At 31.9% G+C, this 23,433-nt stretch carries 21 protein-coding genes and 1 tRNA gene; 11 read left to right on the top strand and 11 right to left on the bottom strand.

Annotated elements, in window-relative coordinates; genetic code table 11:
- Window positions 1-137 precede the first annotated feature (137 nt).
- From ACHRV3_RS01270 to ACHRV3_RS01255, 4 genes are all read left to right on the top strand, one after another.
- Window positions 138-728, top strand: a complete 591-nt coding sequence (locus ACHRV3_RS01270; RefSeq protein ID WP_230001997.1) for a TetR/AcrR family transcriptional regulator — start codon at window positions 138-140, stop codon at window positions 726-728.
- Window positions 729-880: 152 nt separating this feature from the next.
- Entirely contained in the window at window positions 881-1,582 is a 702-nt protein-coding gene (locus ACHRV3_RS01265) for an SDR family oxidoreductase (protein ID WP_395434217.1), read from the top strand.
- Window positions 1,539-2,414, top strand: a complete 876-nt coding sequence (locus tag ACHRV3_RS01260) for an SDR family oxidoreductase (RefSeq protein WP_395434216.1) — start codon at window positions 1,539-1,541, stop codon at window positions 2,412-2,414. Before ACHRV3_RS01265 ends, ACHRV3_RS01260 begins: the two co-directional genes overlap by 44 nt.
- Window positions 2,415-2,431: 17 nt before the next feature.
- Complete coding sequence (locus tag ACHRV3_RS01255) at window positions 2,432-3,433, top strand: NADP-dependent oxidoreductase (protein ID WP_395434215.1); 1,002 nt, start codon at window positions 2,432-2,434, stop codon at window positions 3,431-3,433.
- 422 nt (window positions 3,434-3,855) lie between these two features.
- Here the strand turns inward: ACHRV3_RS01255 and ACHRV3_RS01250 are convergent, their stop codons facing one another.
- From ACHRV3_RS01250 to ACHRV3_RS01200, 11 genes are all read right to left on the bottom strand, one after another.
- Entirely contained in the window at window positions 3,856-5,820 is a 1,965-nt protein-coding gene (locus tag ACHRV3_RS01250) for a hypothetical protein (protein WP_395434214.1), read from the bottom strand.
- On the bottom strand, window positions 5,817-6,773 hold the full coding sequence (locus tag ACHRV3_RS01245) for a hypothetical protein (protein ID WP_395434213.1): 957 nt from the start codon (window positions 6,771-6,773) through the stop codon (window positions 5,817-5,819). Before ACHRV3_RS01245 ends, ACHRV3_RS01250 begins: the two co-directional genes overlap by 4 nt.
- Window positions 6,774-6,775: 2 nt before the next feature.
- A complete protein-coding gene (locus tag ACHRV3_RS01240) occupies window positions 6,776-8,764 on the bottom strand; it encodes an AAA family ATPase (protein WP_395434212.1) in 1,989 nt (662 codons plus the stop codon).
- A gap of 245 nt (window positions 8,765-9,009) precedes the next feature.
- On the bottom strand, window positions 9,010-9,783 hold the full coding sequence (locus ACHRV3_RS01235; RefSeq protein WP_395434211.1) for a hypothetical protein: 774 nt from the start codon (window positions 9,781-9,783) through the stop codon (window positions 9,010-9,012).
- A gap of 116 nt (window positions 9,784-9,899) precedes the next feature.
- Window positions 9,900-11,579 carry an ATP-binding protein gene (locus tag ACHRV3_RS01230; protein ID WP_395434210.1) on the bottom strand — a complete coding sequence of 560 codons (1,680 nt, stop codon included), beginning with the start codon at window positions 11,577-11,579 and terminating at the stop codon, window positions 9,900-9,902.
- 1 nt (window position 11,580) lies between these two features.
- On the bottom strand, window positions 11,581-12,792 hold the full coding sequence (locus ACHRV3_RS01225; protein WP_395434209.1) for a DUF4297 family anti-phage-associated protein: 1,212 nt from the start codon (window positions 12,790-12,792) through the stop codon (window positions 11,581-11,583).
- Window positions 12,793-13,549: 757 nt separating this feature from the next.
- The gene (locus tag ACHRV3_RS01220) at window positions 13,550-13,957 is read right to left on the bottom strand and encodes a hypothetical protein (RefSeq protein WP_395434208.1); all 408 of its coding nucleotides are present in this window, start codon (window positions 13,955-13,957) and stop codon (window positions 13,550-13,552) included.
- A gap of 315 nt (window positions 13,958-14,272) precedes the next feature.
- A complete protein-coding gene (locus ACHRV3_RS01215) occupies window positions 14,273-14,458 on the bottom strand; it encodes a hypothetical protein (protein ID WP_395434207.1) in 186 nt (61 codons plus the stop codon).
- Between the two features lie 208 nt (window positions 14,459-14,666).
- Window positions 14,667-14,740 (bottom strand) — tRNA-Arg (locus ACHRV3_RS01210).
- A gap of 186 nt (window positions 14,741-14,926) precedes the next feature.
- The gene (locus tag ACHRV3_RS01205; protein WP_395434206.1) at window positions 14,927-15,841 is read right to left on the bottom strand and encodes an N-acetylmuramoyl-L-alanine amidase; all 915 of its coding nucleotides are present in this window, start codon (window positions 15,839-15,841) and stop codon (window positions 14,927-14,929) included.
- A gap of 556 nt (window positions 15,842-16,397) precedes the next feature.
- The gene (locus tag ACHRV3_RS01200; protein WP_395434205.1) at window positions 16,398-17,189 is read right to left on the bottom strand and encodes a polysaccharide lyase; all 792 of its coding nucleotides are present in this window, start codon (window positions 17,187-17,189) and stop codon (window positions 16,398-16,400) included.
- 600 nt (window positions 17,190-17,789) lie between these two features.
- Between ACHRV3_RS01200 and ACHRV3_RS01195 the strand changes: the two genes are divergently transcribed.
- From ACHRV3_RS01195 to ACHRV3_RS01165, 7 genes are all read left to right on the top strand, one after another.
- Window positions 17,790-18,284 (top strand): hypothetical protein, encoded by a 495-nt coding sequence (locus ACHRV3_RS01195; RefSeq protein ID WP_395434204.1) that lies wholly within the window; start codon window positions 17,790-17,792, stop codon window positions 18,282-18,284.
- A 177-nt stretch (window positions 18,285-18,461) separates the two neighbouring features.
- Entirely contained in the window at window positions 18,462-18,866 is a 405-nt protein-coding gene (locus ACHRV3_RS01190; protein ID WP_395434203.1) for a hypothetical protein, read from the top strand.
- A 547-nt stretch (window positions 18,867-19,413) separates the two neighbouring features.
- Window positions 19,414-20,112 (top strand): DUF1826 domain-containing protein, encoded by a 699-nt coding sequence (locus ACHRV3_RS01185; RefSeq protein ID WP_395434202.1) that lies wholly within the window; start codon window positions 19,414-19,416, stop codon window positions 20,110-20,112.
- A 151-nt stretch (window positions 20,113-20,263) separates the two neighbouring features.
- On the top strand, window positions 20,264-21,052 hold the full coding sequence (locus tag ACHRV3_RS01180) for an SDR family NAD(P)-dependent oxidoreductase (protein ID WP_395434201.1): 789 nt from the start codon (window positions 20,264-20,266) through the stop codon (window positions 21,050-21,052).
- Window positions 21,053-21,270: 218 nt separating this feature from the next.
- On the top strand, window positions 21,271-22,077 hold the full coding sequence (locus tag ACHRV3_RS01175; protein ID WP_395434200.1) for a phytanoyl-CoA dioxygenase family protein: 807 nt from the start codon (window positions 21,271-21,273) through the stop codon (window positions 22,075-22,077).
- Window positions 22,078-22,230: 153 nt separating this feature from the next.
- The gene (locus tag ACHRV3_RS01170) at window positions 22,231-22,917 is read left to right on the top strand and encodes a CDP-alcohol phosphatidyltransferase family protein (RefSeq protein WP_395434199.1); all 687 of its coding nucleotides are present in this window, start codon (window positions 22,231-22,233) and stop codon (window positions 22,915-22,917) included.
- Window position 22,918: 1 nt separating this feature from the next.
- Window positions 22,919-23,344 (top strand): GtrA family protein, encoded by a 426-nt coding sequence (locus tag ACHRV3_RS01165; RefSeq protein WP_395434198.1) that lies wholly within the window; start codon window positions 22,919-22,921, stop codon window positions 23,342-23,344.
- Window positions 23,345-23,433 lie beyond the last annotated feature (89 nt).

The following is a 23,433-nucleotide window of genomic DNA, read 5'->3' as shown; positions in this document are numbered from 1 at the left end:
GTCTAGTTTACAATTTACAAACCATTTTATGAATGATTTAAGGAAATTTGAGAACCTATCGGTTGTATGTTAAAAAAATCTGAAAATGTGTTTTAAAATATACTTTTTAGTATATTTGCACTCTAATTAAAAGAGTAATGTTAACTAAAGCGGAAAGAACAAAGCAATTTATACTTGAAACTGCAGCTCCTATTTTTAATCAAAAAGGAATTGCAGGCGCGAGCATTGATGATGTACTTGAAGCTGCTAAGTTGACAAAAGGCTGTCTTTATGGGCATTTTGAAAGTAAAGAGGATTTGTCTATTCAGGTAGTAAATTACATGCTTGATTATAACGGATTGCGATTAGTAGCGGCTATTAATAAAGCTAAAACGGCTAAAACTAAGGTTTTTGCTTATTTAGATTTTTATAAAGATCCATTAGAAACCAATATAAAAGGCGGATGTCCAGTGTTTAATATGGCCGTAGAGTCAGATGATACTTTTCCAATAATCAAAGAAAGAGTGGCTGGTGTGATCAGAAATGGACAGGATTTATTTGTCGAAATTTTAAACAAAGGTATCTTAGATGGTGAGTTTACAAATAAGTTAGAACCCGAAATCTATGCTTTTAAAGCAGTTGCAGCCGTTGAAGGCGCTTTAGTTTTATGCAGAACTATGAATACTGCTAAACCTATGCAAGGTCTTATTAAAAATTTGAAAGAAGAATTAGAGCAGTTTGTAATTTGACTTTTTTTTGGGCTTAAAATAAACTTTTTGGTATATTTTATTAGTTTTTAAAAGAAGAAATATTAAAGCCTTCAATCTTTTTTTCGAGTATAAAATATACTAAAAAGTATAAAATTATAATTTAAATATTTAAGAATTAAATAAATAACAAAATGAAAACAACAAATAATACAATATTTATTTCAGGCGGTAGCGCTGGGATTGGATTAGCATTTGCAAAAAAATTAAGTGCCGCAGGAAATAAAGTGATCATCAACGGGCGTAATGAAGAACGTTTACAAAACGCATTGAAAGAATTAGACAATGCTATTGCAATACAAGGAGATTTATCTGTAGCAGAAGATCGTATTCGAATTGCAAAAGAATTAATAACACAATATCCTGACGTGAATATTATCATCAATAATGCCGGTGCTGCCTTTATGAATGATTTAAGCGACAGCAAAAATAATGCTGCCGAAAAAGCATTTCAGGAAATTAATACGAATTATTTAAGTGTTATCGATTTTACACAATTGGTATTGCCTCATTTAGTACAGCAAAAAGATGCAGCAATTGTAAATATTACTTCGATTGCAGTTTTTAGAGGAAATAAATACCTGCCAACTTATTCTGCAAGTAAAGCTGCATTACATCTTTATACACAAGGTTTAAGAGATTCATTTGAAGAAAATCCTAATCTAAATGTTTATGAAGTTTATCCACCTTTGGTGAATACAGAATTTTCTGCTGAGATTGGTGGTGCAAACGGAATTCCACCTTCAGAAGTTGCAGATGAATTATTCTTGGCATTAGAGAAAAATCAATTTGATGTTTTGGTTGGAGAATCAAAAAAGTTCGCAGATAAATTATAAAACTGAAAATAACTTAGATCAAAATCTTTCATTAGAGATTGAATTAATAGGAAAATGTAAAATTATGGTACTAAAGGATAAAGTGATATTAATTACCGGCGGAGGTTCTGGAATAGGTCTTGAGGCTGCAAAACAATTCTTGCAGCAAGGTGCAAAAGTTATTATTACGGGTAGAAATCAAGAGAAGCTTGATAGTGCAAAAAAAGCACATTCAAGTTTAATTACTATAAAAAGTGATGCCGGAAAGGAAGAAGATGCGATTGCTCTTTTCAATCATATAAGAGGATTGGGCGGAATTGATATTTTATATCATAATGCAGGAGTGTTAAGTCCGCTTTTAAATTTAGCTCTTACAGATGAAAGACATAGTAAGAATGCTGCTTATGAAATTGAGGTTAATTATCTTGGCGTAATTCGCTTAAATAATCTTTTTATGGATATGCTGCAATCACGAAGAGAAAGCGCTATTATTAATACAACCTCACTTCTTCGTTATGTACCTTCAATTGTAGAACCAACATATTCTGCGAGTAAAGCGGCATTAGGTTTTTATACAGAATCGCTGCGTAAACATTTACAGATTTTAAACAGTCGTGTAAAAGTATTTGAACTTCTTCCTCCAGTTGTTGCTACCGAAATGACTGCAGATAGAACAGGTAAAAAACTAACAACAGAAGAGTTTGTGAAAGAGTTTATTAATGCTTTAAAGAAAGATCATTATACGATTCGAATAGGAGATACAAAAGTTTTGTATTTGTTAAATAGATTCTTTCCTCAATTAGCGTATGCTTTAGTTAATCCTAAAAACAGCTATAAATTATTACAAAAATAATCACTTAATAAAATCATATGAAAGCATTTATAATAAAGAGTTATAAACCTAAAGACGGTATGACTCTGGTCGAAGTTCCGGAGCCAAAACTACAAGAAAACGATATTTTGGTTAAAGTAAGTGCAACCGGAGTAAATCTGCTAGATTCTAAGATAAAAAGTGGTGAATTTAAAGCCATGCTTCCCTACAAAATGCCACTTATTTTAGGTCATGATGTGGCAGGAGTTGTGGTAAAAACAGGTTCTGGAGTAAAGAAGTTTAAAATAGGAGATGAAGTTTATTCGCGTCCAGCCGATTTTAAGATAGGTACTTTTACTGAATTTATTGCCATTAATGAAAATGATGCTGCACTAAAACCAACAACTATTTCGATGGAAGAAGCGGCCTCAATTCCGTTAGTTGGGTTAACAGCTTGGCAGGCATTAGTTGAAAAAGCCGCTTTAAAAAAAGGGCAAAAAGTATTTATTCAGGCAGGTTCTGGCGGCGTAGGAACTTTTGCTATTCAGCTGGCCAAACATTTAGGCGCTATTGTTGCCACGACAACCAGCACTACAAATATTGAATTGGTAAAAAGCCTTGGTGCAGATATTGTTATTGATTACAAAAAAGAAGATTTTGAAACCATTCTTAAAAATTATGATGTTGTTTTAAACAGTCAAGATGCAGTCAGTCTGGAAAAATCCCTTCGGATATTAAAACCGGGAGGAAAACTAATATCAATTTCAGGTCCACCAGATCCGGAATTTGCAAAAGAATTTAGACTCAATGCCGTATTAAAAATAGTGATGTTTTTTCTGAGTTACAGTACTAAGAAAAAAGCAAAACGATTAGGAGTATATTATTCGTTTCTTTTTATGAAAGCAAGCGGGGAGCAACTTCATCAAATTACAGAACTCATCAATTCTGGAATTATACGCCCGGTAGTAGACAAAGTATTTCCATTTAATAAAGCTAACGATGCTATGACTTATGTAGAAAGCGGGCGTGCTAAAGGGAAAGTTGTAATTAAGGTTAATTAAAATTGACAACAGTTTATTATAATACATAAAACAAAAGCTCAATTCTTTCGAATTGAGCTTTTGTTTTTGTGACGGGGACAGGACAAATTACAACATCATTTTTGGAGGATTTGAAGAAATTGGCTTTCTATTTGTAGTCTCTGTCTTCCATTGGCTATGAAAATTTGGTTTAGATGTCCTGTTGGGGATTAGTGCAAAAAAATATAAAAACTCAATTGGTTTATGGCATTAAACTATAATAAAATTCTACAAATATTTTAAAGGATTTAAAAAGATTGCTATGCGTAGGGTAGAATTGTCTTTTTTTGGCTCTATGAAATACTGTATGCGATTTAGTTAGTGTGTCACTAAGGTAATCCCCTTCAGGATGTGCTAACGAAAAATTTAGATAAAGTGAAAGGTGCATTCTGCACCTTCTTTTTTTATATCTCATGTTGAAAGTGAATTGAAATTCCCATTTCTTCTGCAAATTTTAGAACCTTTTCTTTTTTAATGTCTATAAATCTTTCTTTTGAAAATTCTTGAAATTTTATAGTGAACATTTCTAATAATTTGTTTTTAATTATTGGTTCATCTATTATCTCTAAAAAATTATACCAATAAAGTATTTCTTCTTTTTTTGCTGATTTTTCGTCATAAGTATTTATAAACCCTATTGCCATTTTTAATTTTGAATGAGCAAAACTACCAATATAAATATTATTTTTAAGGAAAAAATTATCTGTCAGCAAATGATGTATATTAGCAGAAAAAGATTTTTTTTCTTGCTTAATAGGTACAGAAATTCCATTTTTAACTTCCAAGTACATTACATTTGATTGGGGGATGTCAGATAAGATAAAGGGGGAGTGAGTTACAAAAATTATATTTATGCTTTTTATTCTTTCAAGCCCAATATTATATAGTCCATCTAATAGTAACTTAATATATTGTCTTTGAAATTCAGGATGAAAATATAGTTCAATTTCTTCTAATATTATATTGACATCTTTATAATATGTTTTATTCCCATTTGAAGAGGCTACCGAATCAAGATAGATTAAATGATAATAAATTGAATTGAGGGAATATATTAATTGTTTTTCTCCTGAACTTAAATTGCTAAATCTAATTTCTGTTTCACTGCCATTTACTGATTTAAGATTTAAGTCTATATTGAAGATAGGTGGTGGAATGAATTTAATTATATTTTCATGACCTCTTATTTTATTAATATTTTTTGCTAATTTTTTTACTTTAACAAAATTTATGTTTTTTTGTTCATCGTACTCAATATGGTCAAAGATTAGATAATTAATAGTTTGTCTAAGTTTAAATGTGATATGACTATTATCGATTCTTAAATGATCAATTAAGTTTTCTAAATTTTTAAATTTAATAGTTTTAAAGTCAAAATAATCATATTCATCATATTTTTGACAAATACTAATAAGTTTATAAAGTATATATGACTTGGCGTTATCGTATAATTTTCCAGTAATTTTAATTTTATCAATAGAATAATTATAGAAAGCTTCAAGTAGTTTTTTTATGATTTCATCTTTGATTTCGTTATCAAATTTCAAAAGTGAAAACTCTAAATCTTTTTTCTGTTTATCGTTATAATATTTAAATTTTCTTCTCTCAGGGGCTAATTTTAAAATAAGATTTTCTACTACTAAGTTTTCTCCAATTTCAATTTCAATATTTTCGTTTCTAAACAAATTTGCCATTAAACGTTGAAATATTAGGGCATTTTCAATATTCACATCAATAACTCCATTTTTTCTAAAAGGATTCAATACTATAGGGGTTTGATATGAATCATTTTTATGGAATAGTTTGCTAATCCACCCTCCCTCAATGGAAGAGTTGTATGCGTATAATGAATAATTGATGATTTCCGTATAAAATAGATGACTCAGATGCAGATCCGTTGAAGCGATTCCTCTGTTTATGAAAAATTTTCTATTATCATCCCATACGCATTCGTAAATTTTACACGCTTTATTTTTAATATGTAATTTTAGGATAACACTTTCACTTTTTTGATAGTAAATAATAATATCTATCCCCCCAACGTAGTCCACTTGGTGTATTTTTTTGTCGGGATTTTGTTGCCTATATTGATATGCGAAATTATTTATTCCCTTTATAATAAGGTCAATAATTGTACTTTTACCAGATCCATTTTTTCCTACTATGGCAGAAATACTAATTTTCAGGGTTTCATCTTGAGAAAATAAGTCAATGTTTTTTGATTTATCAATTCTAATTTTGTCATATCCATTATTTTTATCAATTAAATATTGATTGTAGAAATAATAGATTAAATTTTTCTGAAGGTTTTTAGAATGCCTTTTTGTGCAACCATCTAAAATTTCTAATGCTATAATTTTAAAATTCATGTTATAATACCTAATTCAATTAAAAGATCTCTTTTCATTTTACTTAGTGGTCTGCGATCAAACTTAGCTTCTTCCAAATGTGTCCCAAAAGCTAATCGATATATTTCTTCCCTGTTTAAGGAAAGCCCATTTAGTATTTTTGATTCAACCATGTCAAGATAACTTTCTGAATAAGCATCTTTAATTTTTCTCAAATCTTCTATTTCATCTTCGTGAGATTTAAAAATCTCTTCTAATTCGAATGCTTTTACTGATTCTTCTGAGAATTTATTTTCAGTTAAAATTTTAAAAGAAAATTTATCATAATCCTTATGATCATAACTAAAGGTATATTTAAAATCGTCAACTAAGTTCTTGTAATAGGGATGAAAATGAGTTGAAAGAGAAAAAGGAGTAGAACCTTTAACACCACTATTACATACTGAGCAACTTGGAATTAGATTATAAAATGACAATGCAAGCAAAGGATAATTACTTTTGGAAAACCAATGATCAAAAGTGGGACGGGTAATTTTTTTCCCAGAACTGCTAATAACAGTTTTTGTATAAATCCGATTACAATATACACAGGTCGGAATATCAAGCTTTTCCGCTAAAGTATAGGCGTTATAAAATCGATAGGTTGCATCTTCGTCAGTTTTAATCCAACTATCATAATTAATTATTTTTGTTAGAGACTTTTTTAAGCCAACGCTCGTAAAAAGTGATTTTATTGTGTCTAGTTCATCAGGTGTTCCAATTAGAACCTTTCTTAAATTATCTTCGTTATTTAGAAATTTAACAATAGTACTTTTTATTCCATTTACTTTATATATTGCATTCATATTTGTAATTGGAGGAGGATCAGTAAAGGTTTTTCCATTAATTTTTTTCTTAATGACATACCTCATAAACTGGTAATAACTATCTCTTGCTTCAATCATATTAGGAAGATTAGTGTCGATATGTTGCATGATTATCTTTTTTTATTTTTTAAAAATTCGATTTCATTTTCTATAAGTAAATTATAGTAATCATTATCTGGTACTAAATCAGTTATCATTTCTGCAAGCTTCAATTTTATAATCTTTTCGTCAATGAGGTTTACTACGTTTTTATAATATTCAAATTGAAGTTTGAATTTTTGATCTGATTTACTTTTTTCTGATAGTTTCTGACTGTCATTTATCCAATCAATCACCTCTTTGATTTTAGACCTTGAAAAATCACCAATTAAACCATCTTCAACAAAAAAAGAATGAGCTAGTAAATCAGTAATATTAGCTCCAAATGTCTTTTGTATTTTATTCTGATCATCAGTAGACATTATTTTACAATAAGCTTCATCCTTATTTAAAAAAATAACATTATTTATAGGCAAATCTGATAAAGTAAGTGGATCATGTGTGGTTATAATTATTTGTAAATCTGGCTTTATATCTAAGGCCTTAAAAAAATGTGGTAAACTTTTAAGTATTGCATTAATATATCTTTTTTTCCAAATTGGATGAAACCCTAAATCGGCTTCATCTAGTAAAATGATATAATTTTCCTTGTCGGATAAAGATTTGCTGTTATCTACGAGATTATTTTCTATGAAAGAATATAATTTTGAAAAAAAATTCAATAAAGCATTTTCTCCAGAACTCATATTTCGGTCAGTAGGCCTAAAAGCTAAAAAGCCATCGATATAATCACTTTTTTTAATTAATCCATCAGTAGTAGGGTAATAATGTAGCAAATTTATCATAATTTTTTTGTGTAATTCTAACACATCTTTTATATCATCCAAATTCGATCTAATACTTTGCTTTTTGATATTGTCAGGGTTAGTTTCTTTTGAAAAAAGTGTATTTAGTTTTTTAAAAAAAATTAAAATTTCTTCGGAATTAAAAATTATGCGTTTAAATTTACCTTTTTCGATATAGCTTTCTTTAATGAAATAAGTAAAAGTCTCGAAAGCAGAAGAATCTTTAAATCTATCCATTTGATAAGGGTTTTCAATTCTTCCTTCTTCCAACCAAGTATTACTTTTCTCCATTTGCTGAATTACTATAGATAGAAAAGCATGAACAACAAATCTCTCTAAAAGATATTTGTTTACCAATGCTTGATTTAATTTGTCTCCTAAATGCGAATTTTCATCTCTGAAAATGTGCCATTTAGAATTTTCATTTTCTAACTTATCAAAAATAAGTTTGATAATTGGCCTTAAAGGCGACGGTGTATTATGAAAATCGGGAATTTTTACATCTCGAAAATGAAGTATTCCCGTGTTGTATTTTTGCAAATTAAAAATTTCCTTAAATATAATATTATCATTAAAAATAGATGAGTTTAGAAATTCAATTTGTCGAATAGAGTTTTTTAATAATAATTCATCATGTAAATCAAATCTCCATCCATTTTCATTAGTACCCTTTTTGTCGGTGTCTTCTAAGTCTAATTTAATAAATTGATCAAGAGAAATGTCATACTCATCAACTTCACTAAAGTCATTGTTGTACTTTAAATCAAAATGTGGAGAATAGTATATACTCTGATAGGATTCTTTATCGATTGTTTCAATATCTATATGATCAATATCATCATCTTTTTCAATTTCAAGATATACATTTTGAAAATTAGAATCTAATAATTTAGTCTCTCCATCAATTTCGACTAAGATAGTGGAAAGACTATGTGGCATAGAATAAATATGCTGTACAAAAGCGCCTCTAATTACATCTAAAATAGAAGATTTTCCCACTCCATTTTCACCTACTATAGCACTCAATAATTGAATTTTACAATAACTATTTGAGATGTTAAAAAAATCTGGAATATATTTTTCGTTTAATTTTCTTCTAACAATTAGATTTTTACCTAAAGGATGATATGAATACAGGTATTTCCCCCCAAAATTTAAAGTTTGAGGCTTTCTTATTAAGTATTGGTGTTCTTTAAGGTATATGCTTGTAATCATAAATTTAATATTGAAATATTAATGTGGATTTGTTAACGAAAAATGTAGATAAAGTTGAAGGGCAATTTTGCCGTTATTTTTTTCAAAATATCATCTTTTAAACTAAAAGACAATTTTTAAAATTCGCTTTGTTTTTTTGTGAAAAATAAGTAGGGTATAAGGGCTAATTTTATTTCTATTATAAAAGTAGCATTAAATCTAATCCAATTTTTATAATCGGATAACCGCTGTTTAACAAGCTTTTTTTATTCCTCTTGATATTTTTCACTTTTTCTAACAGCTTCATCTATTTCTTCTCTAGTTCGGTAGTCAACAGGAAAGGGCAGATGTGTCGGCAAATTAAAAAGTTCATAAGTAACTTCATCTGTGTAATCTATCGAAATATTTTTAAAATGGGTTATTTCGGTTAAGGGAAATGAATTGTCAGAATTAATACTAAGTACAAAGCCTAGAGGAGGAAATGTCAATTCGTTCACTAATCCGTATTTATTAGTATACATCGAAGTTAAACTGCGTATCTGTCCAAGATGATTAAGATACATAAAAATTCTAAATTTATCGGAAAGATTATTTTCGCTTGGATTTTTTAAAAAGTTCAATAATTCCGGTTCATCATCAGTAAAATCTGGATCGTTTATACATACAAACATTGATAATATTTGCTTAAGAAATCTTAATGGCGAAATTTCGCGGGTAGTAAAAAACGCTTTTGAGAAATCTTTGTTTTGAAAAATTGCTTTAGCCGTTTGACTCATTTTAAAATAATCCGGTACATAATTATTTCCTAAGAAGCTGTTGCATTTTCGGCAGAGACAATACTTTCCGAGCCCCCCTTGCTGTAGCTTTGCGTTCGGCTGGTAGTCCGTTTTGTGTGCATTCTGCGCATACTCTAAAAACGGCACACTTCTAAATTTAGTATATTTATTGAAAGCTACTTTCGGCGGAATATGTTCAAAGCTTAGATCAGTGTTTTTTTTGCATAAACGGCATATTCCTTTCTGCATTTTTCTGCGAGCCATAAAGGTTATTTTAAATTGTTTTTATATTATTCTTCAATTCTTGCATAAGATTTCAGCTTATGTGAAATACACTACTCTTATCATTTCAATAGATAAGTCAAGCCTGTTAGATATTTTTAGCTGTACCACTCATTTTTAATTTCGTCAATATTCATGTCTTTCCATTCTTCTTTCCATAATTCCCAATAGGGTATATCGTTTGATGAAGGCTGATCTTTGCATCTGTCAATTTGAACAATTGAAGGTAAAATAATTGATTCCCCTACAAGTAAAGCTTCGCCTTGCTTCAAGGACGGCATTGTATCAATTAAAGACCCAAGACTGTCCGGCAGAAGTTTTTTTACGTAACTTTGGTCAACAGGATTTGTCAGTCGCATAGCAATAAAGTTGTTGCACTGCGAAAATATTGTTTCTGAAATTTCAGATGGCCTCTGACTTGCTAGCAATAAAGTAATTCCATATTTTCTGCCTTCTTTAGCTATTCGTTCTATTGAATTTTTTGAGGAACGATATTTTACTAAATCACTGTTAGGTACATATTTATGTGCTTCTTCGTAAACAAGTAAAATTGGAATGTCATTATTAATTTTTTCATTTGGATCTTTTGTATTTCTCAGCCTTTTGTAGAAATATCCATATTCGAAAACCATTCTTGAAATTAGTGAAACTGTAATGCTTAAAACCTCGAATGGCACACCGCTCAAATCAATTACAGTAACGTTGGACTGTTTTCCCGATTCATAGCCTATCAGCTGATTTAAAGTCTGTTCGAAGGTTATGTCCTTAGATTTTTGAGAAAGCAGGAAATCAAGCCTGTTGTCATTTATCTTGTTCTCTAATCTATTGACAAAGTTTGTCAGTTTTCCGTTCAGACTTCCATTTGTAAGTTTAGGCTGACCTGCCTTCTCTTTATTGCTAGCTGCATAGACCTCGCCTGAATCTACTAATTCAGTATTTTTCATGTTTGCATAATCCAATATATATTGGATATCAAAATATAGCGGGGAATCGTAATGAATTTTCTTTTTGTCTGCCTCAGTTCCCTTGAAATGTTTTTTTCTATCAGAGACAATTGCTTCTTTAAAGATAAATTTCTGGTTATGATCATTTGCTTCCGTATCTAAAAAAAACTCCTCGAGTTCTTCGCTGTTTAGAAGCCAGTATGGGAGGACGAGATTTTTAATATCGATAAAATTCGCCGCTGGAAAAGCCGATTTATATTCCGAATGAATATCAAAAATGATGACATGTGAGTTATTAAGCGAAAAGCTTCCGCTTTTTTCGGAGACGGCCTTCTGTATGATTGTAGATAATGTATGCGATTTTCCCGAACCGGTAGAACCTACAATTGCCACATGCTTATTAAAAAATTTATTTCCGTTTACAGGAATCCTGATTTTATGATTGGAGGAGAGGGCGGCAAAAGTAAACTTCTCTTTTGCATCGATTGACTGCTCATATATTTTTTTTATCTCTTCTTCTGATGCTGGTTCAACTTTCTTTGGAGGAATTGCTAGCGAATCCCCGCCCCTTATGAACTGCCCATTTTTAATCATTCCTAACGGGAATGCTTCAATTGCATAGTCTCTTTTTCCTGAATCATTTACAATTATTGAAAAATTTTCAATAATTGACATTAATACAGCGTTGTCATTATCTGAAATCTTAAGATAAGAACCTACCTGCAGTAATTCTCCTGCAATTCTAAAATCTTCAAGGTTGTCAACGACAATTTTTATCTTATCTGGGTAAACTGCAATTACCTCAGCATTTACTTTTTTAAGTTCTTCTGACATTTTATATGATTTTTTTGATATCGGTTAATTTTGAAAATTGTATCTGGACCTGCTTAACATTTGGGTAAGAAACTGTAAAAAACGGATTTGAATTATAGAACTGGTAAACCTCCTTAGTTTTGCTTATTTCTTTTATAGTTAAATCAAAGTGTTCTAGTGAATTGATGATTTTAAGTTTAATCGAATTACTATAGCTGGCGGTCTTTGTTATTGATTTTGCACTAAAATCTGCACCACTGAAATCAAATCCGTCCACAAATGTGAAACTTTCTAAATAAAGCTCTTTTTTTAGTTCAATTAATTCCTGTGGAAGAATGCCATGAAGATAAATGTATGGACAAAATGGCTGGGATTCCCTTGCTGAGAGTTTAGACCATTTTTTCGAAATATTTAAGATTAAATCTTTTAATTCTGCTCGCAGGTAATTCACAGCCGGCACTTCAATAATAAAAAATCGTTCAAAAGGAGAAATGTTAAAAACCGTGAAATATTCTGCTCTTAATTCTGCAAATAATTTTGCTTCTCCTTTATACGCGATAAACCATTGATTGAATAAAACCCTTCTAGAATCTAATCTCTTTAGAAATTCAGATTTCGTTATTTTTCGTTTTAATATATCATTTTGGACTGAAATGTCTTTTATAGCTTTGAGTGCATTGTTATAAAAAAAGTTTTCCGCTTCAAAAGATGTGCATCCAAAATGATTAGTTAATAATGCAGCTATTTTTGAAACCTGGGATTGATATTCTAATGCGTTGATGTCAATTGTCAGCAGAGAAATGAAATCGTCCAATTCTGCATCAGAGAGATGTAGCTCAGTATGATGGTAGCGTTTAATTTTATTTTCACTGTAAGTCAAAAAGTGGTCTTTTAAAAAAGTTGAGTCTATAGGAAGAATCAGCTTTTTTTGGCCTGATAGGAAATGGCCGTAAAGCTTGTAATTTATTCTTTTTTTTGTGCCATTAACCACTTCCCGGTAGTGATTAAGCATTAGCATTACTGGTTTGGCTATTACTGAATGATTATATTCGGTTTTGGAATGATATTTACATTGGACAGCTGTTTCTTCTGTAGCGGTTTTTATATCTACGTCTTCAATTCCTTCTACAGTAATAGCATCCGTATCTTTGCTTAATTCCAATATTTTTATAATTGCATAATCAAATTGGTAGAAGTAACCTTTTATTGTATCGACTGCTGTTCTATCTGTCATGTCCGTAAAAATGTTTTGTATTATTTATAATCTTTTTTCCTCGTCTTACATAGAAACTCTCTGCTGAAGCCTCTAAAGGCAGAAGCAGTTTTAAATTAAGCTTATTGGCTGAATTCCCTGCATCAATTGCCGAAGGTTTTGTTTTTTCAAATTTTGAACTTCCTGCTATTAATCTAAAGGCATAAAATTGACTACTTAGTTTATTGGGATGACCGCCCTTTCGTTAGGCGCAGAGGACCATTGTACCTGCCATATCCGTCCGTCCGTCTGGTCAAGCAAAATGAAATTATAGAAATTTGTTGTCGGATAAAGAAAAAATTTCCCAGAATTTTCTTCTTCTTTTGTAACACGGGTAATTAATGACAGCGCAGTTTCAGATTGATTGCCTTTTGTATCCCATTAAACCTGCGACATCTGTCCGTTCCTTGTATTCAATTTGATAAAAGTATAGATATTTCGCGTAGAGAACAGCCTGTAGGCAACATTACTGTCGGTGGAAATATTTTGTCTGGAGGCTTCAGGCAAACTTTGAGAGAACGTGGAAATCGTCATCAATGCTGTAACTGCCGCAAAAAATAATTTTCTCATACTAGTTTCAGTTTTTTAATCGTCATCTCATCTGCGTATTTATTACTGCGTTCCTTGTAACTGAGGGCAGTGATAAAACTCAGATGCAGCTATGGTAATGTTTTTCTTAAAGGATTTTCACTCACTGCATATCAATATCTCAAGATGTAGACTAGCCTTATATGCCGGGCTATTTTTTCCTCTTTTTTAGCACCTGATCTCTCTGCTGTTTAGCCAGGTTGTATTTTCGCTGAATTAAATCTCTAACCATATCTTTTGCTAGATCACTAAAATAATCTCTGTATTGGGAAAGTTCGATTCCTTCTTGATAACTCTTTGAAGTAATTTCACGGGATAATTTGCTTCGTATGTATTCTTTTGGTATTGTATTCAAATCTTTAAATGTCAAGGCTGCAACTTTTAAAGAGGCTTCTTGAATTTCAGCAGCAGTCAATTTTTTTAAATGCAGGGACCTGACTTTTCTTGCAATGTTGCCTTGAAAAGATTCAAGAATTTTTTCCGGATTGTTATATATTTTAAAAATCAATTGGATTACAAGTCCGCTAAGTTGTTGATCGGTATATTTTTCTACAGTCATACTCTGTTAGTTCTCTTAAATAAAGGTTATTAAAAAAAAATGCATCAGCATGAATAAGTGCCCATAATTGTACTCTCATCCTACGCTTGTTAATCTAATTTCCAAACTTACAAAAGCATTTTATTGTTATTTTATGGATTTCCGTAATCTGGTGCAGTATTAATGTGCAAAATAATTCTTTTAGCAAAAATACCACCACCGTATTAATACCTGATTTTGCTTTAGCAATGCATATAAATATAAACATTAAGCGAATAAATGTTCAAACCAAACCGGTAAAGACAGCGTATATTTTACGCGTCAACGAAGACTAATTTAGTTTTTTTCAGTCGTTTTGTTGTTCTCGATAAATTTTACAATTTGAATATTTGCTATCAGTCGGATAAAGTATAATATTTCTTCTGCCTGCTCAACTGTTACATTCATTCCTTCCTTTTTAAGCATTTTCTGTGCCTTTTCTGGAGATATTTTTCCTTTGTTTTGCTCATCTCTATAATTCATAATTTAGTTTTTTAATGTTAAATTATTCTAAATATAAAGTTAAATGTTTTTGCACTGTAAATCAGCATGGTAAGTTTGGTTTAAATCCTGAGTAGTCACCTCGATAGGACGTCTAAACCGTATGTTTACGTAGGATAAAACGCATTAAAAATGCATGAAAAGCATAAAAAAAACGCTAAAACCTAAGTTTTAACGTTTTTTTTAGTAGTGACCTCGACTGGATTCAAACCAGTAACCTCTTGAGCCGTAATCAAGTGCGCTATTCAGTTGCGCCACGAGGCCTTTTTTCTCAGTTAAACTACATTTAGCAGCTTTACTTGAGCGCTTATCGCGGGTGCAAAGATAGACATAAATGTGAGATAAACAAGGAAAACAACCCTGATACGACAGATTTTTTTTATGTGGTTTTGAAACAGTATTTTATTTAAACGTTTTTCATGATTAATACTTTGAAAAGCAATCAAATAGCTAAATATCCTTCAAAACCAATAAGGAGTTATGTATCCATCCAATTTCTTTTTTACTGCCGCCATCTGAATTAACGACGTCTTTTTTGTCATTTACCAGATAAACTTTGTTCCAGGAGCCGTTGGTTTCAATGAGGCCTACCTCATAATCCTTTTTCAGACTTTTTATAGGCGTATTTTCTTTTGAGGGACCACTTCTAAAATTAGTTCCGTTTTCTGTAACCTTAAAGATTTTTCCAACAGTATCTGTTTTTCCAAATACGGCAATTTTAAAGTCGTCCCATGGGAATGCAGGCCCCGGATCGGGTTTTCGAGCCGGTGAAATATCATCGTGACCAATAGCCGTAGTGAGTTCATATTGACTGATCAGTAAACCGGATAGTTTGTATACGGCATCTAATTGTGCTTTGGGGAATTTAAACCAAAGATGATTATCAGGATCGGTCCAAAATTTGTGTTTATGGTTGCCCACATGCAGTTTTGATGAAATAGTGGCAGGGTAGGTCTTGTAAACCGGTTTTTTATTTTTGTCAGTTCCAACGCGTCGGCGGTAGCTTCCGTCAGTTAATTTTTCTAAATAACCCGGATTAACAATTTCGATCCCTATGGAATGATCATTAAATCCGGATACTTTATCCCACACGCTGTAACCGGCATGATTGGCTCTTCTGTTAAAGGGAACCAACTGTGTGATACTACCATCAACATCTACGACAATATGCGCTGCAATTCGATCCGGATTTCCTTTGTCTTGCGGAGTCATAAACCAATTTAAAGCAGATTCTGCAGTATCACCGGCGGTATAATGAATAACCAAAAACTTAGGCACTATAGTATAACGGGCGTTTGGAGAAACCTGTTTTTTTATTTTATCTGTGACTGTATCGGGAACCAGCCAATCTTTTTTTATTTCCATGATCACTTTCGTTTTTAAAATTAGTACTGTTTTATTTGTCTAGCATTCAGTTCGGGGTATAAAAAATAGAATATGAGTATTTCTAATCAGCATATTTGAATAGTTGCATTAGCAGTTTAGGGTAGGGGCGTGCAGCTTTGACGTTTTACTTTTTCATTAAAACTTTACGATCTTGCGACTTTGCGAGATTTTTACTTCTCCACAACTTTTGGACTTGGTCCACAAAAGACTCAAAAGGAAGGCGTATAGTGTATTTTTTTTCTCTTTATAATACGAAAGAAAAAAGATTCAAAGAAGAATTTACAGTTTACAGATTACAATCTATACATCTATAACTTGCTCAAAAATAAGAATATAAGCGAAGTTATAAAAGGGGGTTTATACCCTTTTTAACTTACTTCATTCAAAAAGAAACAAAAAAAGGAACATCTTTTAGAATGTTCCTTTATAAAATACCTTTTACTCAACAAAGCCAGACCGATGTTAGTGGTGGCGGCCTTGTTTGTATTTGAGATTTTTATTTATTTTGGCTAAAATACCTTAAAGCCTATAACTACTATTGCGCATCCCAAGACGCACTAGGATAAGAAATAGAGCTCGTCACAGGAGCTGTCCAGTAGCTCTGGCTACCACCACGGAAGGTGTGAAGACTTACTGCATTAACATTTCGTTTAGCGTCGTTAGTGACCCAGCGAATACTTTGATTCAACACCTCCGTACCATTTACATAATATTTGACGTATCCGTTAGTATTGGATCCGGTATTCAACTTAACTGATATTTGACAGTTGTATGTCACGCCTTCTTGGATGTAATATTTTTTCCCAAAATCATTACCAAATTGTCCGGGTTGATCTTTATAGTAAACGTAAGGCTGAAGGTAAGCCCCGCTTCCCTTAGCAGTGTTCGATCCGCTAGGGCAGTACCACATAAATCGGGCACTACCGCCATTCCCATCCCATCCTGGGTCACCACCTGTATTCTGATCCCCAATTAGGATACCGTATCCGCATTTACCGCCTCTGCTCCAATAAAATCCGGAATTAAATTTCATTGTAAACCACACCGAGTAGACATCACCCGACCAAACACCATACGAGGTACACAAACCACCGGGACATGATAGTGTATTGGTTTGCAAGGTAATCGTTCTGGCTCCGGCAGAACCTTGTAATACTGCTCCATCTGTGGCATCCTTGCTAACAATTTTCGGTTCGCTTTTGTTACCGTTTCGCGACATCACCTTATTAGTACTTTGAGGCTCATTTAAATCTTGTTCCTTTTCGCAGGAAGTAAACACTACTGCTGTAATAAATAATAAACTTGTTAATTTTAAGATTTTTTTCATTTTTAAAGGTTTAAGGTTAGTAAATAATTAATAGTTAATAGGTTAATTGTATGCTTGTTACGTATCGCATTTACGTTCGTAACGCAATGAAGTGATGTTGCAAAGTTGCTTAATAATAGTTCTCAGGGGGAGCAATAAAGTACGATTCTGGGTACAGAAAAATCCTATTTATGTATTATATGTATTTTTTTGGAATCAAGTAAGAATAGACCTTGAAAGTTACTTTGTTGGTGGGAATAGCAATAATGAAATTCATTTATTGATACTTACTATCCAAAATTCTGCTTTTCCGTATTACTTTATAATAGAGGACTTTATAATTTAAATGGGACATAAAGAAATGCACTCTTATAATTTATATTGCGATTTGTATATCTTTGCGCCTTAAAAAATAAAATTAACATAATTTAACAGTGTAATTACGATGAAATTTTAGCAAATTATTAATAACGAAAACACCGCTCATTGTCGTGATTTCGTCCCATTCTTTTTTCTCTAGCACAGTTTAACGGATATGGAAAAGCAAAAATAGGGTAAGAATACAGTAATCAAGGAGTAAATAATTCTCCAAGTATACACAGACATTACTATTTATATAGGATGAAAAAAAAAACTTATTTAGCAATTATAATTTTCTCTATTACTTTATTATTTTATTTGGGCAATAAATTTGCACCGGGTAGCTATCCGTATGCAGAGAAATATGAACTTCAATATAAATTTGATACTGTTAAGAGCGCAATTTTAAGATTTAAAGAGAAAAACAAGGACTATATTGTACCAAAAGTGTCAATTGAAAATCAAGGTTCTTGGGATTTAAAAGATGAATCAAAATCAGAAACTTCAAATTGGTTTCGCTTTTATTTTTATTATAAAAAAGAAAATAAGGTTATATATACTTTAATTAGTTCTACAGGTAAAAATTCAACAGAATTCTCTTTTGTATCTATTAATAATGGTCTAAATATTGGCAATTGGAAAGACATAAATAACGATCTTGACTTTTTTGAAAATAAAAAAGAAAAAAAACTGTTTGAAGACCGTATTTTAATAGGTATTAAGAAAGAATTAGATATTCAGGCTAATGGACAATAGGGTAATGTATCAGATTTTGATAATTGTGATTACTTAAGCCACCCTATTTTTGACGGTGATTACAATGATTGGTTTGATTTGAATTTTTAAAGTATAAACAATTAGTACCAAAATATTGAAATATAACGAAATAACTTCGTGTCAAAATTTAAATGGTTACCTAAACAAGAAATATAAATGAAAAATATATTAAAAACAACAACTCTTTTAATAACAGGTTTTATCCTGTTCGCTAGCTGTGATGAAAATCGATATCGAAAATATTTTAATGTAAAAAACAACTCAGGTAAATTGATATATTGGGGCGTATCTCATTCCTATCCTGATACTAGTTTGAAAAGTATAGTTAATATACCTGGTAAAAATACAGCCTATAAAATTTATCCAGGAGATATATATGCTTTTACAATGAGCATGTTTAGTAGAAACCCAACGGTACAACTTTTTATTTTTGATAAAGATGTAATAGAAAATACCCCTTGGGATACCATTGTAAAATATAATATGATATTGAAACATTACCAATTTACTGAAAGTGAATTAGAAAAAATGAGCTGGCCAATTACTTATGATGAGAATTAATCCAGAATCTGGAAGGTTCGAGTAGAAATAACCTTAAAGACTAGCTTGATGTCTATAGCTCTTGCCCGCAAACAAGAGCAGACAAAATAGCAAAAAAAGAAAACCTCGCAAATTGTGGGGTTTTCTTTTTTATAACATTGCTGTATTTTAGTGAACAAGTCTTTAAATTATTTTTGAGTTAAAAAAGTATCGACCATATTATTTCTTCATGTTCTAACCCTTGAATTAATTTGATTTGTTCAATAAGTTTTTTATATTCTATGATTACTTTTTGGAAAATATCGTCTTCAAAGTTAACAAGTTGGTCAATAGTTATACTCAAATATTTGACTATTTTACAGATCGTATCAATAGACAAATTCCTGTCGCTAGTCTAAAACATGCCCATCAAAATTTAATAATGATAAATTTCGAAAAGTAACAGCTTCAACCTTTTGGAACATAAAATCAGGCAAACCCAAAATTTTAAAGCTAAAAAAAAACACCAATTACCTACTATTACATAATTTTGTAAAACCTAAAGCAACTACCTTCTTAATAGTAAACCATGAACAAAACATTTTCCGACAACAACCAAATTGGATTAGTATCAACTTTCTCTGAGCTTGTACAAACCGATTTCAAGGGAGAAATGAATGCACTATGCTGGCACAGAAATTCGGATGGTGATTTTAACGATGTTGTAGCGCAGTTGAGTATAAAAGGAAATATAACAGAAGTGTATGCTGAAGACCTGATTGCACTCCAACTCTCAGAAAAGGGAAGTATAGCAAGGGAAATAATCTTAAATGATTTACAATTACTAACTAATTTTGGCGCTTCGCCTTCCCTTAATTTACTGAAGTGTTACGAACGCGATGATGAATTTGATTTCATATCAACTGATGTGTATTCGTTTCATGTTGATCGTTCGCCAATTGCGACAGATACTTTTTTATGTACGTATCATGGTGCGGCAAGTGATATTATTTCTAATTCGCAAGCACAGCAAAAAGTGCTAATTCCGGAAGTCCGAACAAAGTTAAAAGAGCTGCATGATGGATCGCCAGAAGAATTCGAAGACTTTTTGAAGGAAAACTATTTTGATTTGCATTATCAGGTACATGCAGACGTGAAGCCTATTAATTTAGGGTTAGTACATCTTTGGCGACTGGCCGTAGATCATCCGGAACAGCAAGTGTTACCTTGTATTCACAGAGCACCAATAGAAAAGGAAGGGGAGTATAGGTTGTTGTTAATTTGTTAGCGATTTTTTTAATTCTCCATTAGTTTAATAACTTGATTTTGACTGTTTTCATTTTCTAATTGAAAACAGAGAGATAAGAGGGAACCATTATGTACGTTGCAGACCTAACAGTTTACAATTAATCTCTATATTTGATCATTAAATTAATCAAATGAACGAAAAAACGAAACCGTATGCCTTAATTACGGGCGCCAGCAAAGGGATTGGAAAAGCTATTGCTTATGAATTGGCCAAACAAGGTTATCCACTATTACTTGTCGCAAGAAGTGAGGAGGGTTTAAAAGCACTATCTGATGATCTTCAAGTTAAATACGACATCAACGCTTCTGTTTTATCGATTGATCTGTCGACAAATGGTGCATCGTTAAAAGTCACCAATTGGATAAAAGAGAATAACTATCGGGTTGGTTTTTTAGTTAACAATGCCGGTTATGGTGTGTGGGGCAATTTTAGTCAGTCTTCTCTAACCGATCAGCTTGGTATGATGCAACTTAACATGAATGTAGTTGTAGAACTTTCACATTTATTAGTGCCCATCCTTTCACAAGAAAAACAAGCCTACATTTTAAATATAGCGAGTACTGCTGCCTACCAAGCTGTACCAACGCTGGCTGTTTATTCAGCTACAAAGGCTTTTGTTTTATCATTTACCCGTGCCTTACGTTTCGAACTTGCCCCAACTTCAATTTCAGTAAGCTGTTTTAGTCCAGGTCCGGTTGATACAGGTTTTGCTGCCAGAGCTGGTTTAAATGCTTTTAGCAAAATGGCTGAAAAGTTCAATATGCAACCTGATGAAGTTGCTAAAATTGCCGTAAAAGCCATGTTCAACAGAAAATCGGAAGTTATTCCCGGTTTTACAAATATCATTTCGGTTTATGCCAACCGCATACTACCAAAGGCTTTCATCGAAAAAACTGCAGCCGGGATTTATAAAATTTAAATTTTTCAAAAAAAATAAAAAAAATATTCTTTGCGTATGTGAAATTATATTACATTTGCTTAATATCTACTAATTCTATAGAACATGAGTAATAAAAGAAATATGTTTAATTTGTCTGAAAACCGAATGCACGCCAACATGCGAATGTGTTGTTGCTGTTGCAACTCTTTTAGATAAAATTTCAAACGTTATTCTTTCATTTATTAAATCTATATATTATGGTATCTTCTTACAAAACCTTTACTCTTACTGAGCAATTAACTGACGAGCAAATTAACTTTTTTAACCATTATGGTTTTATCCACTTCAAAAAATTTATAAATCCGGAAACTGTTTCATCAATCATTGATGCCTCGAAACAAGTGGAGCAAGAATGGATTGACAACGATCTTAAAAAGGTAAACGGTGTTCCAATTAAATTTGGAAAAGATTTAGATGGTTCAACTATTGTACAGCGTTTTGCTTTTATCAATCAACATCATCAAACCTTAAGCGGTCTTTTACTTGATCCAAGATTCAATAGTTTATTAGAGTTGGCAGGTGATGGCGCAAGATTAGGTACTGAAGAAAAAGACGGAATGGTTTTCAATCATTATATCAATGGGCCGGAAAGCAAGTTTACTAAAATGGGCTGGCATACAGATGGTTTGAGAGATATTTTTTATGGCGGAAAATTAAACCCGATGTTAAATGTTGGGATTCACTTAAGCACTTTACAACCCGAAAACGGAGGTCTTAAAATCATTCCGGGTACTCACAAACAAAGTGTTTATCAAATGCTTTTCCGAAAAAAATACTTTTTAGACAATAAACCCGATCCACAGGAAATTTCCATCAATCCGGAAGCCGGTGATTTAACCATTCACGATGGCCGTTTGTGGCACAGAGTTGCAGAATCATCTATCCGTGGCGAAGAAAGTAGGAGGAGAGTGGTTTATATTCCAATTATAGCAGGAAAGTACGCTCCTAAAAACGAGAATAGCCCAACGGTTTTCTATCAACGTTTTGCAGGTATTGTTAAATAATATGCTGATTGTACTCGCATTTAGTTATCTGGTTAGATCAGGTAAGCTAAAAAGAACCACCGACTTTTTTAAAAATACCCAAAGAAAAATAAAACTAAAAATTGTAAAACTAGAACTGCCTATACTAGCAGGCGTATTAATATTAGGCTATTAATGGGGAAAGAAACACAGATTGAAGCGTATAGTGCAATTGTACAAAGAACATTTTCAGACCGTAAGCGAACTAATATTCTAAAAAGAGCAGAACAGTTAACGATCGTTTTTTTGCTTCCAAAGGTGCCTGAATTCATTTCGCCAAACGCACTCACCTTAATTGGTACACTTGGTTCGGGGTTAATTTTTTTAGCTTTTGCTTTAGGCACTTATTTCACCAATTGGTATTTGCTTTTTGGTATTATCGGTTTGGCTATAAATTGGTTAGGAGATTCTTTAGACGGAAGATTGGCTTATTATAGAAATATTCCACGTCGTTGGTATGGTTTTGCACTCGATATTATTGCCGATTGGATTGGTATTGTACTGATAGGATTTGGCTACTACATTTATGCTGAAAATAGCACACAAATAGTAGCCTTTGCTTTTGTCGCATTGTATGGATGGTCGATCATCATCAGCCAGTTGCGCTACAAAATTACAAATGAATACCGTATAGATTCCGGCTTTGTTGGTCCAACAGAACTTAGATTTATTATTGCTTTAATTTTAATTATAGAAGTTTTATTCCACGGATCCATTACCTATTTGGCTGGTTTAATCTCAATTATACTGTTTATAATCAATACTATTGACAGTATAAAACTTTTAAAGTTAGGTGATTTAAGGGATAAAACTCAAGACTAATATGTTCAAGAGAAAATCTATTTTCATTTTTCTGCAAGCACAAGTTGCGGCATTTTTAGGGGGTATTACCGATTATGGCTTAATGATTTTGTTGACAGAAGTATTTAAATTGCATTTTACCTTTTCTATTCTAATCTCCGGAACCGTTGGTGCAATTGTCAATTTCAGCATCAACAGATTTTGGGTATTTAAAAATCAATCCGGTTATAGTAACCACATCAATAGTCAGCTTTTTAAATTTGCGTTGGTTGTATTGGGAAGTATCTCCTTAAAGTCATTTGGTACGTTTATTTTACAAAAAGCATTTCAAATCGATTACAGAATCGGAAGATTAATCACGGATAGTTTTGTCTCTTATGGATTCAATTACCCACTAATTAAATATTGGGTTTTTAAAGTAAACAAAAAACAGAATGTAACCGAATAGAATTAGCCTATAAATAATCCATTGGTTGCAATTAAACTACATGTTTTTTGACACATAGAAACATAGATTTTGATTTACAATTTGACATG

Source organism: Flavobacterium sp. FlaQc-49 (assembly GCF_044005985.1).
GTDB lineage: Bacteria > Bacteroidota > Bacteroidia > Flavobacteriales > Flavobacteriaceae > Flavobacterium > Flavobacterium cupriresistens.
This window is presented reverse-complemented; position numbering and strand designations above follow the sequence as displayed.

What these genes read in the sequence shown, in the direction of transcription:
- ACHRV3_RS01270 (WP_230001997.1), top strand. Translation starts at nt 138, where the DNA reads ATGTTAACTAAAGCGGAAAGAACAAAGCAATTTATACTTGAAACTGCA.
- ACHRV3_RS01265 (WP_395434217.1), top strand. Translation starts at nt 881, where the DNA reads ATGAAAACAACAAATAATACAATATTTATTTCAGGCGGTAGCGCTGGG.
- ACHRV3_RS01260 (WP_395434216.1), top strand. Translation starts at nt 1,539, where the DNA reads ATGTTTTGGTTGGAGAATCAAAAAAGTTCGCAGATAAATTATAAAACT.
- ACHRV3_RS01255 (WP_395434215.1), top strand. Translation starts at nt 2,432, where the DNA reads ATGAAAGCATTTATAATAAAGAGTTATAAACCTAAAGACGGTATGACT.
- ACHRV3_RS01250 (WP_395434214.1), bottom strand. Translation starts at nt 5,820, where the DNA reads ATGAATTTTAAAATTATAGCATTAGAAATTTTAGATGGTTGCACAAAA.
- ACHRV3_RS01245 (WP_395434213.1), bottom strand. Translation starts at nt 6,773, where the DNA reads ATGCAACATATCGACACTAATCTTCCTAATATGATTGAAGCAAGAGAT.
- ACHRV3_RS01240 (WP_395434212.1), bottom strand. Translation starts at nt 8,764, where the DNA reads ATGATTACAAGCATATACCTTAAAGAACACCAATACTTAATAAGAAAG.
- ACHRV3_RS01235 (WP_395434211.1), bottom strand. Translation starts at nt 9,783, where the DNA reads ATGGCTCGCAGAAAAATGCAGAAAGGAATATGCCGTTTATGCAAAAAA.
- ACHRV3_RS01230 (WP_395434210.1), bottom strand. Translation starts at nt 11,579, where the DNA reads ATGTCAGAAGAACTTAAAAAAGTAAATGCTGAGGTAATTGCAGTTTAC.
- ACHRV3_RS01225 (WP_395434209.1), bottom strand. Translation starts at nt 12,792, where the DNA reads ATGACAGATAGAACAGCAGTCGATACAATAAAAGGTTACTTCTACCAA.
- ACHRV3_RS01220 (WP_395434208.1), bottom strand. Translation starts at nt 13,957, where the DNA reads ATGACTGTAGAAAAATATACCGATCAACAACTTAGCGGACTTGTAATC.
- ACHRV3_RS01215 (WP_395434207.1), bottom strand. Translation starts at nt 14,458, where the DNA reads ATGAATTATAGAGATGAGCAAAACAAAGGAAAAATATCTCCAGAAAAG.
- ACHRV3_RS01205 (WP_395434206.1), bottom strand. Translation starts at nt 15,841, where the DNA reads ATGGAAATAAAAAAAGATTGGCTGGTTCCCGATACAGTCACAGATAAA.
- ACHRV3_RS01200 (WP_395434205.1), bottom strand. Translation starts at nt 17,189, where the DNA reads ATGAAAAAAATCTTAAAATTAACAAGTTTATTATTTATTACAGCAGTA.
- ACHRV3_RS01195 (WP_395434204.1), top strand. Translation starts at nt 17,790, where the DNA reads ATGAAAAAAAAAACTTATTTAGCAATTATAATTTTCTCTATTACTTTA.
- ACHRV3_RS01190 (WP_395434203.1), top strand. Translation starts at nt 18,462, where the DNA reads ATGAAAAATATATTAAAAACAACAACTCTTTTAATAACAGGTTTTATC.
- ACHRV3_RS01185 (WP_395434202.1), top strand. Translation starts at nt 19,414, where the DNA reads ATGAACAAAACATTTTCCGACAACAACCAAATTGGATTAGTATCAACT.
- ACHRV3_RS01180 (WP_395434201.1), top strand. Translation starts at nt 20,264, where the DNA reads ATGAACGAAAAAACGAAACCGTATGCCTTAATTACGGGCGCCAGCAAA.
- ACHRV3_RS01175 (WP_395434200.1), top strand. Translation starts at nt 21,271, where the DNA reads ATGGTATCTTCTTACAAAACCTTTACTCTTACTGAGCAATTAACTGAC.
- ACHRV3_RS01170 (WP_395434199.1), top strand. Translation starts at nt 22,231, where the DNA reads ATGGGGAAAGAAACACAGATTGAAGCGTATAGTGCAATTGTACAAAGA.
- ACHRV3_RS01165 (WP_395434198.1), top strand. Translation starts at nt 22,919, where the DNA reads ATGTTCAAGAGAAAATCTATTTTCATTTTTCTGCAAGCACAAGTTGCG.